The sequence below is a fragment of the Endozoicomonas sp. genome, from assembly GCF_031844845.1.
GTDB lineage: Bacteria > Pseudomonadota > Gammaproteobacteria > Pseudomonadales > Endozoicomonadaceae > Endozoicomonas.
In genome coordinates, this window is record NZ_JAVRMB020000024.1 from 39,781 (window position 1) to 57,753 (window position 17,973).

17 protein-coding genes are annotated in these 17,973 nt (G+C 49.9%); 16 read left to right on the forward strand and 1 reads right to left on the reverse strand.

Features of this window, described 5'->3' with window-relative positions; all coding sequences use genetic code 11:
* Positions 1 to 70 precede the first annotated feature (70 nt).
* The 7 genes from RM811_RS01120 to RM811_RS01150 all read left to right on the forward strand — a co-directional run bounded on the left by RM811_RS01120 (position 71) and on the right by RM811_RS01150 (position 8,200).
* On the forward strand, positions 71 to 1,309 hold the full coding sequence (locus RM811_RS01120; RefSeq protein WP_402519975.1) for a glutamate-5-semialdehyde dehydrogenase: 1,239 nt from the start codon (positions 71 to 73) through the stop codon (positions 1,307 to 1,309).
* Between the two features lie 247 nt (positions 1,310 to 1,556).
* Positions 1,557 to 1,904, forward strand: a complete 348-nt coding sequence (gene rsfS / locus RM811_RS01125) for a ribosome silencing factor (RefSeq protein ID WP_402519977.1) — start codon at positions 1,557 to 1,559, stop codon at positions 1,902 to 1,904.
* On the forward strand, positions 1,904 to 2,371 hold the full coding sequence (rlmH, locus tag RM811_RS01130; RefSeq protein ID WP_402519946.1) for a 23S rRNA (pseudouridine(1915)-N(3))-methyltransferase RlmH: 468 nt from the start codon (positions 1,904 to 1,906) through the stop codon (positions 2,369 to 2,371). Before rsfS ends, rlmH begins: the two co-directional genes overlap by 1 nt.
* Positions 2,372 to 2,810: 439 nt before the next feature.
* Positions 2,811 to 4,676 carry a penicillin-binding protein 2 gene (gene mrdA / locus RM811_RS01135; RefSeq protein ID WP_402519948.1) on the forward strand — a complete coding sequence of 622 codons (1,866 nt, stop codon included), beginning with the start codon at positions 2,811 to 2,813 and terminating at the stop codon, positions 4,674 to 4,676.
* Positions 4,676 to 5,821, forward strand: coding sequence for a rod shape-determining protein RodA (gene rodA / locus RM811_RS01140; RefSeq protein ID WP_402519950.1), 1,146 nt, complete (start codon positions 4,676 to 4,678; stop codon positions 5,819 to 5,821). The genes mrdA and rodA overlap by 1 nt, the downstream gene beginning before the upstream one ends.
* Positions 5,822 to 6,064: 243 nt before the next feature.
* The gene (gene mltB / locus RM811_RS01145) at positions 6,065 to 7,147 is read left to right on the forward strand and encodes a lytic murein transglycosylase B (RefSeq protein ID WP_402519951.1); all 1,083 of its coding nucleotides are present in this window, start codon (positions 6,065 to 6,067) and stop codon (positions 7,145 to 7,147) included.
* A gap of 183 nt (positions 7,148 to 7,330) precedes the next feature.
* Complete coding sequence (locus RM811_RS01150) at positions 7,331 to 8,200, forward strand: septal ring lytic transglycosylase RlpA family protein (RefSeq protein WP_402519953.1); 870 nt, start codon at positions 7,331 to 7,333, stop codon at positions 8,198 to 8,200.
* Between the two features lie 40 nt (positions 8,201 to 8,240).
* Here the strand turns inward: RM811_RS01150 and RM811_RS01155 are convergent, their stop codons facing one another.
* Positions 8,241 to 8,648, reverse strand: a complete 408-nt coding sequence (locus tag RM811_RS01155; protein WP_402519955.1) for a hypothetical protein — start codon at positions 8,646 to 8,648, stop codon at positions 8,241 to 8,243.
* A 308-nt stretch (positions 8,649 to 8,956) separates the two neighbouring features.
* Between RM811_RS01155 and RM811_RS01160 the strand changes: the two genes are divergently transcribed.
* The 9 genes from RM811_RS01160 to RM811_RS01200 all read left to right on the forward strand — a co-directional run.
* A complete protein-coding gene (locus tag RM811_RS01160; RefSeq protein ID WP_402519957.1) occupies positions 8,957 to 9,409 on the forward strand; it encodes a GNAT family N-acetyltransferase in 453 nt (150 codons plus the stop codon).
* A gap of 153 nt (positions 9,410 to 9,562) precedes the next feature.
* The gene (locus tag RM811_RS01165; RefSeq protein WP_402519959.1) at positions 9,563 to 10,756 is read left to right on the forward strand and encodes a D-alanyl-D-alanine carboxypeptidase family protein; all 1,194 of its coding nucleotides are present in this window, start codon (positions 9,563 to 9,565) and stop codon (positions 10,754 to 10,756) included.
* A gap of 188 nt (positions 10,757 to 10,944) precedes the next feature.
* Positions 10,945 to 11,211: a YbeD family protein gene (locus RM811_RS01170; protein WP_402519961.1), complete on the forward strand. Its 267-nt coding sequence runs from the start codon at positions 10,945 to 10,947 to the stop codon at positions 11,209 to 11,211.
* A gap of 14 nt (positions 11,212 to 11,225) precedes the next feature.
* Positions 11,226 to 11,903, forward strand: coding sequence for a lipoyl(octanoyl) transferase LipB (gene lipB / locus RM811_RS01175; RefSeq protein WP_402519979.1), 678 nt, complete (start codon positions 11,226 to 11,228; stop codon positions 11,901 to 11,903).
* Positions 11,900 to 12,910 carry a lipoyl synthase gene (lipA, locus tag RM811_RS01180; protein WP_402519963.1) on the forward strand — a complete coding sequence of 337 codons (1,011 nt, stop codon included), beginning with the start codon at positions 11,900 to 11,902 and terminating at the stop codon, positions 12,908 to 12,910. The genes lipB and lipA overlap by 4 nt, the downstream gene beginning before the upstream one ends.
* 375 nt (positions 12,911 to 13,285) lie before the next feature.
* Entirely contained in the window at positions 13,286 to 13,996 is a 711-nt protein-coding gene (locus RM811_RS01185; protein ID WP_402519965.1) for a DUF3581 family protein, read from the forward strand.
* Positions 13,997 to 14,196: 200 nt separating this feature from the next.
* Positions 14,197 to 16,038 (forward strand): dihydroxy-acid dehydratase, encoded by a 1,842-nt coding sequence (gene ilvD, locus RM811_RS01190; RefSeq protein WP_402519967.1) that lies wholly within the window; start codon positions 14,197 to 14,199, stop codon positions 16,036 to 16,038.
* Between the two features lie 404 nt (positions 16,039 to 16,442).
* Positions 16,443 to 17,630, forward strand: a complete 1,188-nt coding sequence (locus tag RM811_RS01195) for an NAD-dependent formate dehydrogenase (RefSeq protein ID WP_402519969.1) — start codon at positions 16,443 to 16,445, stop codon at positions 17,628 to 17,630.
* 12 nt (positions 17,631 to 17,642) lie between these two features.
* A partial coding sequence (locus tag RM811_RS01200; RefSeq protein WP_402519971.1) for a hypothetical protein occupies positions 17,643 to 17,973 on the forward strand: 331 nt, incomplete at its 3' end.

Here is a 17,973-nt window from a genome sequence, read left to right on the forward strand (position 1 = left end):
AGGCACCATTTATCACACACCATCGATATTGGCGGGAGAGGAAAAGTTGGCTGATCAAGTGACGGAGTACATGCATGGGCTGGGGCAAAGAGCCCGGCAGGCCAGTCAGGAAATGGCTGTTGCAGATACTGAGATTAAAAACAGGGCGCTTCTGGCCATCGCTGATGCCCTTGAGGCGGATCGCGCACAGCTGAAATTTGTGAATACCCGTGATCTGGAGGCCGGGCGGGAACGTGGCCTTGATGCTGCCATGCTGGATCGTCTGGAACTCACAGATGACGGAATGGATGCCATGATCAAGGGCCTGCGTCAGGTGGCTGCCCTGCCAGACCCTATCGGTACTGTTGATGATATGAAGTATGTACCCAGCGGTATTCAGGTGGGCAAAATGCGGGTTCCGCTGGGGGTTATTGGCATTATCTACGAGTCCCGGCCTAACGTCACAGTGGAAGCCGCCAGCCTTTGCCTTAAGTCGGGTAACGCGGTGATTCTCCGTGGCGGCAGTGAGTCTATCCACTCAAACCAGGCCATTGCCCGCTGTATTCAGCAGGGGCTGGCTCAGGCGGGGCTTCCTGAAGATGCGGTTCAGGTGGTTGAAACGGTGGATCGTGCTGCTGTAGGTGTACTGATTACCATGTCTGAGTATGTGGATGTGATTGTGCCCCGTGGCGGCAAGGGGCTTATTGAACGGGTCAGTGCTGAAGCCCGGGTGCCGGTGATCAAACATCTGGATGGTGTCTGCCATGTCTACCTTGATGATCGGGCGGATCATGCCAAAGCCGTGCGGATTGCCATGAATGCAAAAACCCACCGTTACGGTGTGTGTAATGCCATGGAAACGCTGCTGGTTCATCAGGCTGTTGCCCAGCCTTTACTGCGAGAGCTTTCCGGGCTTTACTCCCGGAAAGATGTGGAGCTGCGTGGCTGCCCTGTGACCTGTGAAATTCTGCCAAATGCCGTAGCCGCTACAGAAGATGACTGGTCTGCTGAGTACCTTGGGCCGGTTCTGGCCATCAAAGTCGTACAGGGTATGGATGAAGCCATTGCCCATATCAACCGTTACGGTTCTCACCATACGGATGCTATTGTCACTGAAGATTTTACCCGGGCCCGCCGCTTTTTGCGGGAGGTAGATTCCAGCTCGGTTATGATCAATGCATCCACCCGTTTTGCGGATGGCTTTGAGTACGGGTTAGGCGCAGAAATTGGTATTTCTACCGACAAGATTCATGCCCGTGGTCCGGTTGGCCTGGAAGGGCTGACCTCCCAGAAATATGTGGTGTTTGGTGACGGTCATATTCGCCAGTAAGCGAACGCTGTCCGTTACCCGAAAAAGCCGAGCCCGCTTGTTTTTTTTCGGGTAGCGGGTGGCGGGAAACGGGTAGCGGCCCTTGTGCAGTACCGGCTTTTACGGATGGTTAATTACCCGGCAGGTAGTGGATTTCCGCCCCGGAGTTCCTTGACCGTTGACATCTATGATCAATACTGAGAGCCTGCCCGGTTTAAATGGCCTGAATTCAGTTCAGATCGTCAATAAGAGGTTAATTTTGCAGTCTATGCATTCTGATGAATTGAAACAGCTGGTAGTCGACGCTATCGAAGAGCTTAAGGGTAATGAAATCACCTGTTTGAATGTTACTGGCCAGACCAGTGTGACCGATTTCATGGTGATTGCCTGTGGTACATCTAACCGTCATGTAAAGTCTCTGGCGGACAATGTGGTTGATCGATGTAAGAAAAAAGGTATACGCACGCTGGGTGTTGAGGGTCAGGACAAGTCAGAGTGGGTTCTGGTTGATCTGGGTGATGTTGTTGTCCACCTGATGCTCCCTGCTACCCGACAGTTCTACGATCTGGAGAGACTTTGGGATACCGCTGACCTGGTTGCTGCTGAGCCATCCTGATGCGGGTTCGGCTGATATCCGTAGGCTCAAAAATGCCGGGCTGGATTGAGGAAGGCTACAGCGAATACAGCCGTCGTCTTGGGGCGGATGTCAAACTGGATCTGGTTGAGATACCCCTTGGTCGACGCAGTAAAGGCGCTGATATCAATCGTCTGCAGGAAAAAGAAGCCAGTCAGATGCTGGCTGCTGCAGGCTCCGGAGACCTTGTGGTTACTATGGAAATTCAGGGTAAGCCATGGAGTACGGAGCGGCTTGCGGAGAATATGGGGAGCTGGCTCCAGAGTGGACGTAATGTCAGTTTGCTGGTGGGTGGCCCGGAAGGTTTGCATTCATCCTGTCTGGCAAAGTCTGACCTTCGCTGGTCCCTGTCCCCGCTGACACTTCCTCATCCGCTGGTCCGGGTGGTTATCGCTGAGCAGGTTTACCGAGCCTGGAGTATTCTTCACAACCACCCCTATCACAAGTAAAACTGATGTAGCCGTGATTGACGAAGTACTTTCACTCAAGTAAAAGTGAAGGGTGCTTTTTGTAATAATGATTTTTATATTAAATGCAGTGGTTTTCCTGATGAGAAACACTGCATTTTTACGTTTAATCCTTGCACATTTACCGCTTAGGAGCTGTCCCGAAATAACTTCCTCTTTCACCAAGAGACACAGAGGACACAGAGAAAAGACTTTCTTTATTCCTCTGTGTCTTTGCCGTGAAAGAAAAGCGTTGAACCACAAAGACACAAAGGCACAAAGTTTTTGAAAGTGCTTTTCTTTCATAGCCTGAGGGTGACGAACCATCGTCATGAGTATTTGTGGTGAAAAAAGGGAAATTATTAACGGACAATTCCTTAATAGATCGGCTGGTGCATTGGGAACTGCCTTTTGACCATACGACAAATGACTGAGATATAACATGCCGCAGGATACCTTAAAGGACCATGGGGCAGAAAAAACGCTGGTAAATATCCGGATTTGGGTTGCCATTGGCTTTATGGTGCTCCTTGGCGTTGGACTGATTTTTCGCCTTTTTTATCTTCAGGTGGTTCGCCACAGTGAGCTATCAACTCAGTCGGATGATAACCGGGTTCTGATACAGCCCATTCCTCCCAACCGGGGGCTGATTTACGACACCAATGGGCAGTTGCTGGCCGTTAATAAACCCAGTCATATCCTGTCGATTGTCCGTGAGCAGGCGAAAGATCTGGACCGTGTGCTGGCGGCAATCAGTAAGCTTTTACCGCTGACGGAAGGTGAGCTGAAGCGCTTTCATCAGCGAGTTAAGCGACGAAGGCCATTTGATGCGGTTCCCCTGAAATTTGATCTTACGGCAGAGGAAATTGCCCGTGTTACGGTGAATCTGTTTCGTTTGCCGGGTGTGGACATCAATGCTGAACTGATTCGTTTTTATCCCGAAGGTGCAAGCTTTGCCCACAGTATTGGTTATGTGGGCAGAATTAACGATCAGGATCTTCGCCGCCTTGATCCGGCTCTGTATTCAGGTACCCATACTACCGGGAAAATTGGTGTTGAGCGTTCCTATGAAAGTATATTGCTGGGTGAACCTGGCTATCAGGAAGTAGAAGCCAATGCCCGTGGTCGTGTATTGCGCGTTCTGAAGAAAGTGAGTCCAAAGCCAGGCAGAGATGTTAATTTGTACCTGGATAGCGATCTGCAGAAGGTGGCTATTGAAGCGATTAATGGTCGCCGGGGAGCCCTGGTGGCGATGGATCCAAAGACCGGTGGTGTTCTCGCCATGGTCAGTAACCCGGCTTTCGACCCAAATCTGTTTGTTACCGGTATTGATACAAAAACATTCAATGGCCTGACTAAAAATATAGAGCGGCCGCTTTATAATCGTGCGTCGCTGGGCGAGTATCCGCCAGCCTCGACGATAAAACCGGTCATGGCATTAGCCCTGCTGGCTAATAATGTGGTGAAGCCGGAAGACCGGGTATTTGATAAAGGCTGGTTTCAACTGCCAGGCAGTGACCACCGTTTTCGAAACTGGAAACGTTCCGGTCATGGCTGGGTCAATTTGCCCCAGGCGATCACCCTGTCCAACGATACTTATTTCTACAATCAGGCCGGAAAACTGGGTATTGATAACCTTTATGATTTTGGCAGGAAGTTTGGTTTTGGCCGTCGTACGGGCATTGATATCCGGGAAGAACGACCCGGATTGCTACCTTCCAGAGAATGGAAACGGGGTGCCTACGGACAGCCCTGGTATCCCGGTGAAACCGTGATTGCCATCATTGGTCAGGGCTATATGCTGGCGACGCCTTTGCAGCTTGCGGAATCAACGGCGTTGATTGCCAATCGAGGCAAGTATGTTCAGCCCCGGCTGGTGAAGGAAGATATTCCCGAGGTTCAGGGCGAATTCTGGGGCAAAGATATCAATATTGGACGGACACCGGAGGCGGATGCACAAAACTGGGATCTTATTATTAAGGCCATGGAGAATGTTGTTCATTCGACCAGAGGTACAGCCAATTGGCGGATTGGCCGTGGGCTTAAATATCGCATGGCCGGTAAAACCGGTACGGCTCAGGTAGTCAGTATTGCCCAGGGAGAAGAGTACGATGCTGAGAAGCTGAAAGAGTTCGAGCGTGACCACAGTTTATTCATTGCGTTTGCTCCAGTGGAGGACCCACAGATTGCGGTGGCGGTTATTCTCGAGAATAGCCGTGGTGCTTCCAATGTGGCCAGAAAGGTAATGGACGCTTATCTGCTGCCACGTTTAAACGCTGAAAGTGCTCAAACCAAGGGAGAGAAGTAATGGCTAACCAGGACTTTGTTCGCCAGATGGACATCCATGGGTTTGGCCGTAGCCCGGGGTTCTCCATGCGCTGGCATGTTGACTTTGTGCTGCTCGGATTTCTGCTTCTGCTTTGTGGCGCGGGGCTGTTTATCCTGTACAGTGCTACCGGTCAGGATATATCGGTGGTTATTCGCCAGGCCACCTATATGGGTATAAGTCTGGTGGGTATGCTGATTGTCGCCCAGGTTCCGCCCAGAATACTGATGCAGTTGGCAAAATGGTTTTATATCGTCGGTGTCCTGTTGCTGCTGGCGGTACTGTTTATGGGGGTGAGTTCCAAAGGGGCCCAGCGATGGGTACAGTTGCCAGGGTTTCGGTTTCAACCCTCGGAAGTGATCAAGCTGATTATGCCGATTACCATGGCGGCTTTTTTTGCTAAACGACCGCTGCCGCCTTCATTGAAGGATGTTGTTTTCTCGCTGGTGATTATTGCGGTTCCGGTGGTGCTGATTGCCAAACAGCCAGACTTGGGGACAGCCATTCTGATTGGTGCTTCGGGTGTTTTTGTGCTGCTGCTGGCCGGTTTACGCAAACGTATTATGACGTTTGTTCTGTGTCTGGCTATTCCCTCGATTTATGGGTTCTGGCATTTTTTTATGCTTGATTACCAGAAGCGCAGGGTGCTGACCTTTTTGAATCCGGAAAGTGATCCCTGGGGGGCTGGCTGGAATATTATTCAATCCACCATTGCCATCGGATCTGGCGGGTTGTATGGCAAAGGCTGGTTACAGGGGACTCAGTCACATCTGGATTTTCTGCCAGAGAGTCATACCGACTTTATCATCGCTGTGGTTGCCGAAGAGTTTGGGTTGATGGGGTGCCTGATTCTGCTGGCACTTTATACGCTGATTCTGGGCCGGGGGCTCTTTATTACCCTGAATGCCCAGACACTGTTTGGCCGGCTATTGGCTGGCAGTATTACCCTGACATTTTTTGTGTATATTTTTGTGAATATTGGCATGGTCAGTGGATTATTGCCGGTGGTGGGTGTTCCTTTACCCATGGTCAGTCGTGGTGGAACATCACTGGTGACATTGCTCGCTGGTTTTGGTCTGTTGATGTCGATTCATACCCATCGCACTTTTCTGGGGGTTTCGCGTTAAAATCGCCTCCCGCTCCCCGCTCCCCGCCGCCCGTTGCCCGTTGCCCGTAAGAGCAAAGTCGAAGCGCCTCTTGTCTTTTACGGGAAACGGTGCCAGCAAAGGCAGATCTTTACCATTCCTCCATAGAATTCGAAACCACTGTCGATTAATGTAGAGGCGGGTCTGGTTGGGCATTATCGCAGCTGTTAAGGCTGCTCGAGAGTCTTGAGCTTGTTATTGGTTCTGTTAAAAAGGTACGGATGCATGAAAGTGATCTCGGGGGTGTTTCGTCATATTGTTCGTGGTGGCCTGTTTATGGCTGTCCTTGGGTGGACAGTTATGTGGGCACCTGTTTCCTATGCGGTAGCCCAGGAAAATAGTGGCGGTAATTATCTGGGCAGGCAGGATGTTGATGCTTTTATTGATGAGCTGGTGTCTGAAAACTCTTTTTCCAGGGAGGAACTTGAACAGATTATCGGTCAGGCTGAACGCTCGGATCGGGCACTGGCACTGATCAGTCGTCCTGCCGAGGGAACCCTGGAGTGGAAGGATTACCGCAAAATTTTTATGACCCCTGAAAGAGTGTCTAAAGGCGTGTCTTTCTGGGCAGAAAATGCGGAAACTCTGGTCAGGGTTGAAAAAGAGCTTGGGGTTCCCGCCAATATCATCGTGGCCATCATCGGTGTTGAGACCTACTATGGCCGCCAGACGGGTGGTTTCAAGGTTTTGGATGCACTGACTACGCTTGGGTTTGATTTTCCCAGAAGAGGCAAGTTCTTCCGAAAAGAGCTGAAAAACTTGCTGATACTGGCCCGGGAACAAAATCTGAATATCAACGAGCTGACTGGTTCCTACGCGGGGGCAATGGGCATTCCCCAGTTTATGCCTTCCAGCTACCGTGCTTATGCGGTTGATTATACGGGAGACCAGCAGGCTAATATCTGGCAGAGTAATGAAGACGCCATTGCCAGTGTGGCAAACTATCTGCAGCGACACGGCTGGAAGTACGGTAAAGGTGTTGCGGTTAAGGCTCAGGTTTCAGGCGTTAAGCATGACAAGGTCTTATCAGCCGGGTTACAGCCGGATAAGAAGCTAAGCCTGGTGCGCAAAGCAGGCTGGTCTGTTCCCGGGGAGATTCCTAAATCCTCAACAGTACTGGCGATGAAGCATGAAGGTGGTGCGGGTTCTGAGTATTGGCTGGGACTTCATAACTTTTATGTAATTACCCGTTATAACCGCAGTCAAATGTATGCTTTAGCTGTTCATCAGTTGGCCGGAGAGGTTAAGGCAAGCTATAACAGATCACTGGCGGAGCAAAGCACGGTGGTGAAAGGTAAGCAGGGGTAAAGCCGCTGCCCGTTGTCCGCTGTCCGTTACCCGCAAAAGCGTAAGCGATCCGGCTTTTACGGGTAGCGGGATACGGGCAGCGTTCTATTATTCAGGAGGCTCTCTGGAAAGAGAGCCTGAGATTTTTAATTTATGTTTTATCAAACCGGACGATCGGGTGGTTTTATTCAGAGATTTGTTTCAGTGAACTATGTTACAGGCAGTACCCTTTCTATCTTCAGGTCATCTGCTATCGCTTTGTTCCTGCTGGCGCTGGTGGGTTGCAGCAGTACTTCTGTTCAGGATGGTCCGCCCTCTGAATCCGTTGATATCAGTTCTATTCCCGATGCAGTCCCGTCACCTATTCAGGTTCCCCTCAAGAACACCTCTTATACCCTGGGAGGTGTTTCCTATCAGCCAATGGCTTCGGCCAATGGTTACTCGGAAAGTGGGCAGGCTTCGTGGTATGGCACCAAGTTCCATGGCAAACAGACGGCCAATGGCGAAGTTTACGATATGTTCAAAATGACCGCCGCTCATAAAACACTGCCACTGCCGTCTTATGTCAAGGTGACCAATGTTGAGAATGGGCAGTCGGTGGTGGTTCGGGTTAATGATCGGGGGCCTTTCCATGGTGACCGGCTGATTGATCTCTCTTATGTGGCGGCAAGGAAACTGGGATTCGCTGATTCCGGGCTGGCCAGTGTCGCGATTGAGGGTATTGATTCAGGATCTTTCTCCCGCTCACCGGCGCATAAACTGGATGGTGAGTTGCTTTATCTGCAGCTGGCTGCACTGAAAAATTACCATAATGCCCAACTACTTCGCAGGGATATCTTTGCCAAAGCAGGTGTGCAGGCAAAAGTGGTGAAGGGGGAAGAGTCAGAGCCACTGTATCGGGTAAGAGTGGGTCCGGTGGAAAGCCCTGATCATCTGGAATCGTTACTTGAGGGTTTAAGTGCAGCAGAGTATGAGCCGCCCTTTCTTGTCTATGAAAAGCCTGTCTATGAAAAGCCTGTCTATGAAAAACCGGTAGCGGCAAAAGAAGCGGAACAGGTGGTTCAGGCACCTTAGTTTTCAGTGTTTGCAAGGCATAGGATAGAGACTCTCGGTCCTATTGCCTGTCTACCAGGACCTTAAGCAGACCTTTTATCACCGCCAGCTCATCTTCTACCCGGGTAAGGTGATCTTCAACGCCCGTTAATTTACCGGCCACATTGGTCAGTTTTCCCTCTACACCGGTCAGTCGACCATCAAGATCAGTCATGTGTTCATCGGTCTGGTTTTGCCACTGTTCCATGCTGCTAATGCGCTGAAACAGAGCCTTCATTAACTCCTCAACATTGATGAGTCGGTCGTTCATCCCGCTGCTCTGGCGAGTCAGCTCGAAGACCGTTTGCCGAATGGTGACGATATCTTCACTCATCTCGGTCTGCTTGGCATTTTCCTGTGCCGCAGCCCTCGCTTTGGACTCATTTATCCCGAGCTCAATCAGACACTCATAGAGATCTTCATTTAACATTGCATCACTCCGGGCTTTTCAAAAACAGCCTTTCAAAAGCTATATTTCCAAAGGGTATGGCTATGAAATTATCGGTGTCTGTTACGATAGAATGGTCGTGGCGGGCTCAATTTTCAGAAGAGAGTCGGGTATTGGTAAGGTAAAAGTAGAGGTCGATTGGCCACTCTGCCAGTTAATTTGTATTGAGGCTGAGGGCTTGTGCTGCCTGGCTCGCAGGGGAGGGATGAAAACCCTGGTCGCCGCAGGGTCAGGTTTTTCGGTGCTTTCTGTTATCATCCCCCTCATAGATTTCTTTGTTATTAATCTCCATGAAAATTGTTAACTTGAAAGAACTGCCTTCCTGTATCGATAGAATTGCCTTTTGGCATTTTTCAGAGTGGGGGGCTTGGTATCCGGATAGCGAGCTGGAAGACTTTAAGGCTGACATGGAGGCCTCTCTGCTTGCCAGCAAAATCCCTCAAACCTGGGTTTTGATGGAAGAGGAAGAGGGTTGGGGATCCGTCAGCATTCTTGAAAAAGATCTGCCAGACTACCCGGAGCTTTCACCCTGGTTGGCCAATGTTTATGTTGAGCCATCAAAACGGGGTCTTGGCTATGGGCAGAGGCTGGTCAGGGTGGCCATGGAGTTTGCCGTGCAGCAGAACCTGAAGCCGCTATTTCTGTATACAACTGACCAGATGAGCTTTTATGAGAAGTTGGGATGGGAAACCTTTAAGGAAGATGTTTATCAGGGGAAGAAAATCTTTCTTATGAGTAAATAGTCTTACTTAACACCTGCTTATATCTGACCTGATGGAAGCCTGACTGTGTTAACATGTCCGCTGAATTGTTATTAGTCGTTGTAAGTCACAGTTAACCTTGAAAGACGTGAACATTTAATGATGGAAATCCATATACTCAGAGCATTTACCTGCATGAGCAAAAGAATTCTCTCTCCCCGTCGCTGGCTGGGAGCATTGACCATGGCTGGTCTCGTTATCACAGGTCAGGCCCATGCTTTTGGGCAGATCCCTTCTCCTCCTGAGGTGGCACTGAAAAGCTACATCCTTATGGATGCCGCCAGTGGTGAAGTACTGGCTTCCCAGAATCCGGATGAACCTATGCATCCGGCCAGCCTGACCAAGATGATGACAGCCTACCTGGCCGAGATGGAGCTGGGAGCTGGCAACATCCAGAGGGATGAAAAAGTCCTGATCAGCGAAAAGGCATGGAGCCTGGGTGGTTCCACCATGTTCATCGAAGTGGGGGAGCGGGTACCGGTAGAAGAGCTGCTGAAAGGTATCATTATTGTTTCCGGTAATGATGCCAGCGTGGCAATGGCTGAGCATATTGCCGGTAGTGAAGATGCTTTTGCCCAGTTGATGACCAGCACTGCACAGCGTCTGGGTATGACAAATACCTTCTTCCAGAATGCCTCTGGCTGGCCTGCGGAAGATCATTACTCCACAGCCCGTGACCTGGCAATTCTTGGCAAGCATATTGTTCAGGATTTCCCCGAACACTATGGTCTGTATGCTGAGAAATACTACCAGTATGGTGTGGATAAAAAGACGGGTAAGCCATTGCGTCGCCAGGCTAACCGGAATCGTTTGCTGTGGACCAACCCTTATGTGGATGGTTTGAAGACCGGGCATATTGAAGATACCGGTTACCATCTGGCAGTGACTTCTGAACGTGACGATCGTCGTCTGATTGCGGTATTGCTGGGTTCTAAAAGCGAAAAGCAACGTGCGAATGATGCTCAGAAGCTGCTCACCTACGGTTTTCGTTTCTTTGAAAATGTGCACGTGAAAAAAGGTGGCGAGCCTCTGCAAACCGTCAAGGTGTGGAAGGGCGATATCAGTGAGATCCCGGCGGGTATCACTGAAGACCTGATTGTCACGGTACCAAGAGGTACCGGTAAGAACCTCACTGCATCACTGACGATCGATCCAAAGCTTGAAGCTCCCATCGAGAAGGGTCAGACCATCGGTAGCGTTAAAGTCATGCTGGAAGATGAACTGATTCGGGAAGTTCCGCTGGTTGCCCAGCAGGCTGTTGAGCCTGGCGGTTTCTTTAAACGACTTTGGGACAGTATTGTACTGTTCTTTACCGGGTTGATTGCTTAACGGGCAGGCAGTTGTCAGTTTAAAGCGTAAAAAACGCTGTGTTTCCAGTGAATATGGGTGCAGTGCTTTTTATCATTAAGAGATGTTGCAATTAAGAATATACCATCGTCATCCCTGCCTTCGCGGGGATGACGGTTGGTACAATGCCACTTCCCAAAACAGCCCGAAAAATGATTCAGGTTAAGGTTATGAAAGAGCCAAAAGCCCCTAAAATTGAGTTCCCCTGCGAATACCCTATTCGTATCGTGGGACATGCCGCTCCGGATTATAAAGACTTTGTTCTGCAAGTTGTGGCAAAGCATGATTCGGAATTTGATGGCAAAGCGAAAATGAAGACCAGTCGCAATGGCAAGTACTTGTCAGCAACCGTCGTCATCATGGCAACAGGAGAACCCCAGCTCCAGGCGCTTTTTGAAGAGCTCAAGGCCAGTGGCCGTATTCAGATGGTTTTGTAGTGGAAGGTGCTTTGATGGTTGAGGAGAGTAAGCGGCCTGACTTTGAAGGAAGTGAGCTGATTGTTCGCTATCTGGGGTGCAGAGACTACGAACCAGTCTGGCAATCCATGAAGGCCTTTACCGCAGGGCGCAATGCACAGACACCGGATGAATTCTGGATTGTTGAGCATAATCCGGTATTTACCCAGGGGCAGGCAGGAAAGCCTGAGCATGTGCTTTTTCCCGGAGATATCCCGGTGATTCAGGTGGATCGTGGTGGGCAGGTTACTTACCATGGCCCCGGTCAGCTGGTGTTCTATTTCTTAATGGATATTCGCCGCAAGCGCAGTGGCCCGAGAGCCGTGGTATCCGCACTGGAAGATGCGGTTATTGAGATGCTCGCCGGTTTTGGCATTGAAGCTCATAATAAGCCTGACGCCCCCGGTGTTTACGTTAATGGAGCCAAGATTGCTGCACTGGGTCTAAGGTTTCGTAAAATGTGTTCCTACCATGGGCTTAGTCTGAATGTGGACATGGACCTGGAACCCTTTAACCGTATTAATCCCTGTGGCTATGCCGGGCTTGATGTAGTGGATATGGCCTCTGTACTGGGCAACGTCGATAATGCCGATGCCAATATGGCGGAAGTCAGTCGCCGTTTGCTGGTATGCTTGCAAAAAGCGTTAAACTATCCGGAGATAACCAGCGGATGAAGCCGGAACAGCTCATTCCTACCGTACAGGTAGAAAGCGATATTCAGATAAAAAGTGGTACCAAATTTGTTAATGACAACGGTATCACGGCCATTAAAAATGGCATTAAAGCCAGTGCCGGGGGACAACACGCGGCCATTCAGCGGAAACCATCCTGGCTGAGAATTAAAGCGAGCCATGGTACCAAATACAAAGAAGTAAAAAGCACCGTTCGTGAGCACAAACTCAGTACGGTTTGTGAAGAGGCCATGTGCCCGAATATCAATGAGTGCTGGAGTTCGGGTACTGCCACCATCATGCTGATGGGTGATACCTGTACCCGTGCCTGCCGCTTCTGTGCAGTTAATACCGGTAACCCCAGGGGTTGGCTGGACCATGATGAGCCGGAACACACCGCTAACTCCGTCAAGCTGATGAATCTCAAGTACCTGGTTCTGACTTCGGTCAACCGGGATGACCTTCCTGACGGTGGAGCAGGCCATTATGCAGCGGTTGTTCAACGGGTGAAGGATGAGAATCCGGAGACTGATGTGGAGGTTCTGACGCCTGATTTCCTCGGTGTAATGTCGCATGTTGAAACGGTGGTCGACAGCCCTATTGTGGTCTTTGCCCAGAATGTAGAAACCGTCCGCCGCCTGACTCATCCGGTACGTGACCCAAGGGCCAGCTACGAACAGACACTGGCGGTACTGGAGCATGCCAAGAAATATCGTCCTGATGTTCTTACCAAAACCAGCCTGATGCTGGGACTGGGCGAAACGGAAGATGAGATTCTGGAAGCGCTGGATGACCTGCGATCCATTAATGTGGATATTGTCACTTTTGGTCAGTATCTGCAGCCAACCGTCAATCATCTCCCCATTGAGCGTTATGTGACTCCGGAAGAGTTTGAAAAATATCGCCAGTGGGGACTTGAGAAGGGCTTTTTAGAAGTGGTATCGGGTGCGCTTGTTCGCTCCAGCTATCGTGCAGAGCAGGTTCTGCAGAAAAACAATGTAGGCCTCTGAAACCGGGTAATAAATTCCACTGTTTAAAGGAACGCAGGCTAATAATTAAGTGGAATTTATAGAGCAATCAGTAAACAAAAAACTACGAATTACTGGTAGGTTACGGTGGTCTGCTAACTTATGATATCTACCCTGAAATTACGGCCTTCACGATCTGAGCCCGGAATGTACCAAATTATGGGAGGCCGACTTCTCGCCCATTAGCGTTTTTGGGTAGATCATTACAGCAATCCGCTATAAGTGGCGAGAGCAGGGTAGAACGTTCGCTGTTTTACCATGGGCATTTGTCACTAATGACTGAACATCCGGTAGCCAGAAACAACAAGTGCAGTCTGGCTAAAGGGATGACTGCGGCAGGAATCCAGCCTTAACATTATGTTTATTGATCAATACTGTACACCTCTGGCAGACCATCGCTTTTCGTTTACCCGCGAACAGGCCAGCCAGTTTGCCAAGCGCGTTGCCAATGATTTTAACCCGCTCCACGATGTGGATAACTCCCGCTTCTGTGTGCCCGGAGACCTTCTGTTTGCCAAAATTCTGCTGACCGAAGGTTTGTACACGGATATGCGTGTCACTTTTAACGGTATGGTTACCGATGGTGTGGAGCTGGAAATTCGCACCAATGAAAAGGGTCATAGAAGTATTTATGACCTCTCAGACAAGATGTATCTGGATATTGAGCGCCATGGTGATTGTAGCCACGATACGCCCATGATCGAGCAAATGGTTTGCAACTATGTGGCATTTTCCGGAGAAACCTTCCCTAATGTTTTTGTTCCCCTGATGAAGTCCCACGGGGTGATGTTTAACCCGATCAAACCGCTGGTGATTTACGAAAGCATGATGTTAAAACTTGAGCGTGTTGATTTGGTCAATCCTGCGCTGGAAGCTGCAGGAGCCAAGCTTGAAGTTAACGGTAAACGAGGGAAGATTACGCTGAACTTTATCTATCGTGAAGAGGGTGAAGTGATTGGTATGGGGGAGAAAACCATGATTCTTGCTGGTCTTCGACCCTACGATCAGAAAGCCATTGATGCCATGATAGACATGCATCTTACCCGGCAGCGCCAGTTTGCTCAGTAGCTGTTTTTTTAATAATTAATAAAAGCCGTTAGAGACGTAGCAGCTAAAGCTTACCTTTTTTTGCCACGGAGGCACGGAGACACAGAGAAAAGAAAAGTGTTTACACAAAAAGCTTTTCTCCGTGCCTTTGAGCCTCCGTGGCGAATATAAGCTGGTATCTTTAATGTCCTGCGGTTTCAAGTCAGTTGAGGAAATGTTTCATGCCAGCCTATCGCTCCAGAACATCAACCCACGGCCGAAATATGGCCGGAGCCCGTGCGCTATGGCGGGCAACTGGAATGAACGATGGGGATTTCAACAAGCCCATTATTGCTGTTGCCAATTCATTTACCCAGTTTGTTCCCGGTCATGTGCATTTGAAAGATCTTGGGCAACTGGTCTGTCGTGAAATCGAAAAGAGCGGTGGTGTAGCAAAAGAATTCAATACCATTGCCGTGGATGATGGCATTGCCATGGGCCATGACGGGATGCTCTATTCCCTGCCGAGCCGCGATATCATTGCCGACTCTGTTGAATACATGGTAAATGCCCATACGGCCGATGCACTGGTCTGTATTTCCAACTGCGACAAAATCACACCAGGCATGCTGATGGCCGCCATGCGCCTGAATATTCCGGTGGTTTTTGTCTCCGGAGGGCCTATGGAAGCAGGCAAAACCAAATTGGCGCGACATGGGCTGGACCTGGTGGATGCCATGGTGATTGCGGCATCGGATGCGGATGATGAAACCGTTGCCGAGTATGAACGTTCTGCCTGTCCTACCTGTGGCTCCTGTTCTGGTATGTTTACTGCCAACTCCATGAACTGTTTAACGGAAGCCCTGGGTCTTTCTCTGCCTGGCAATGGCTCTATGCTGGCTACTCATGTTGACCGCAGAGAACTCTTTTTAGAAGCGGGTCGTCGTATTGTTAATATTACACGACGCTATTATGAAGAAGATGATGACAGTGTGTTACCCAGGTCTATTGCCTGCTTCAAGGCCTTTGAAAATGCCATGAGCCTGGATATTGTCATGGGGGGCTCCACCAACACCATTCTGCACTTGCTGGCAACCGCTCAGGAAGGTGGCATCCCTTTCGATATGAACAATATTGATGAACTTTCCCGCCGCATCCCCCAGCTCTGCAAGGTGGCACCCAATACTCAGAAGTACCATATGGAAGACGTGCATCGTGCTGGTGGCGTTATGGGCATACTGGGCGAACTGGACAGGGCTGGCCTGTTGCATAATGATATTCCAACGATTCACAGTGCCACTTTCAAAGAAGCCCTGGCTAAGTGGGATATTATGCAAACCACCGATGAGTCGGTGAAAACCTTTTATAAAGCAGGACCTGCTGGTATCAGAACCACGGAAGCCTTCAGTCAGGAGTGTCGCTGGGATACGCTGGATGATGATCGCGCAGAAGGTTGTATCCGTTCCATTGAGCATGCCTTTAGTCTTGAGGGTGGTCTGGCGGTACTCTATGGCAACATCGCGGAAAATGGCTGTGTGGTGAAAACCTCTGGTGTAGACGACGATAACCTTGTTTTTGAAGGGCCTGCCCATATCTGTGAAAGTCAGGAAGGTGCGGTCAGCGATATTCTGGAAGACCGGGTGAAGGCCGGTGAAGTGGTTATTATTCGCTATGAAGGGCCGAAAGGTGGGCCGGGTATGCAGGAAATGCTCTACCCAACCAGCTACCTGAAATCCAAAGGACTGGGCAAGGCTTGTGCATTATTGACAGACGGGCGTTTCTCTGGTGGTACTTCAGGGTTGTCTATTGGTCATGCCTCTCCGGAAGCGGCTGCAGGTGGTGCCATCGGGCTGGTGGAAAATGGCGACATAATCCGAATAGATATTCCCAACCGAAGTATTGATGTCCGCTTATCTGACGAAGAGTTTACTGCACGCCGTACTGCAATGGACGCTAAAGGAAAAGATGGCTGGAAGCCTGTCAAATCACGTCCAAGAAGGGTCTCAACTGCCCTTAAGGCCTATGCCCGCATGGTAACCAGTGCAGATAAAGGAGCCGTTCGAGACTTAAGCCTTTTTGACTGAAAAAAGTTAGCTGGATTCAAAAGAAGTCAGCTATAAAAACAATATTCGAAGAGCCGCCAGAATCAACAGAGAGCCACAAAGCCTGTTGGTCAGAGTGGCTCTTTTTCTTGGGCTGTCAGTACTTTTCCATGACCGGCAACACCAGATACCGTTTCAGAATGTTGCGATAGCCGCCATCAGAATTTTTGTCATTACGGTGTTCTCTATTCTTTTTCTGATCTTTTCTTTTCATCGATATCTCATGGGCAAAAGCAGGAAAGCCATAACCCCATCATACAAGAGATATTGATACTATATTTGCATAGGCTCTTCAGTGCGTACTTCAGGCACTTCAAGTGAGTAGCTGATCGCCCCTTCCTCCTTTTCTTTATTCACGGGCAAACGCCCTCTATGGAAAAACCGTGATGAAAAGTAATCAGAACATCCTGTGTGTACTCTATGATGACCCGGTTGATGGCATGCCATTGTCCTACCCAAGAGATAGCTTACCCGAAGTGAGTTGCTACCCTGACGGACAAACCCTGCCCACACCAGATAACATCGATTTTACTCCCGGCCAACTGTTAGGCTCAGTTTCCGGAGGTCTGGGCCTGAAGGATTTCCTTGAACGGAGCGGTCATCGGTTTATCGTTACGTCAGATAAAGACGGTCCTGACTCAGTGTTTGAAAAACAGTTGCCTGAGGCCGATGTCGTGATTTCACAACCTTTCTGGCCTGCCTATTTAACCAGGGAGCGAATCCGGAAATCTCCCAATCTGAAGCTGGCCATCACGGCCGGTATTGGCTCTGACCATGTGGATCTTCAGGCGGCGATGGAGCACGGTATCACTGTCTGTGAAGTGACGTTCAGTAACAGCATCGGTGTGGCAGAACATGCGGTTATGATGATTCTCAATATGGTACGGGACTTTATCCCCCAGCATGAATACGCCAAAAATGGTGGCTGGAATATTGCTGACTGCGTCAAGCGCTCTTACGACATTGAAGGAATGCACGTGGGTTGTCTGGCGGCGGGGCGGATTGGTCTGGCGGTGCTTCAGCGAATGAAACCCTTTGCTGTCCACCTGCACTATTGTGAACGACACCGGCTGCCGAAAGAGGTTGAAGATGAGCTGGGCCTGACATTCCATGAAAGTGCTGAGTCACTGGCCAAAGCCTGTGATGTGTTGTCGATACACTGCCCGCTGATGCCGGAAACCGAGCATCTGTTAAATGACCGGCTGATCGGAGCCATGAAACGGGGTTCCTATATTGTTAATACCGCCAGAGGCAAGATCTGTGAATCTGAAACCATTGCCCGGGCACTGGCAAGTGGTCAGCTGGCCGGTTATGCCGGTGATGTTTGGTTTCCGCAACCGGCTCCGGAAAATCACCCCTGGCGAACCATGCCCAATAATGCTATGACCCCCCATACCTCTGGAACCAGCCTGGCAGGTCAGGCACGTTATGCGGCCGGAACCCGGGAAATACTGGAGTGCTGGTTTGCTGACAAACCCATCAGAAGCGAGTACCTGATTGTTGAGAAAGGCAAGTTGGCGGGTACCGGTGCACGGTCGTATACTGCAGGGAATACGACGTCCGGCGTACTTTAATCCGGTTCATTAATGGACGGAATGTTAGCGGGGCTCAGTCCGTCTGTTTTTCTGATTTTTATCCATATAATAAGTACGTCTATTTTTGTGGATGTCCTGTTCTTTCCGTCATTGAAATTGACCGGTGACGTAGGTTGGGTCGAGCGAATGCGAGCCCCAACACAAACCCTCAGCAGCAAAAAACAATCCGCAAAAAACGGTACCGGCAATTCAGACTGTCAATATTTAACGGCTATTTATGGAGGGCGGCGAGATTGTACAATCTCACGGCCTCTATCCGGGGAAAGCGTGTTGAAGCAGGAAGGTTCCGGAAGCGATCTTAGAACCCTCGCCTTCAGGCCTT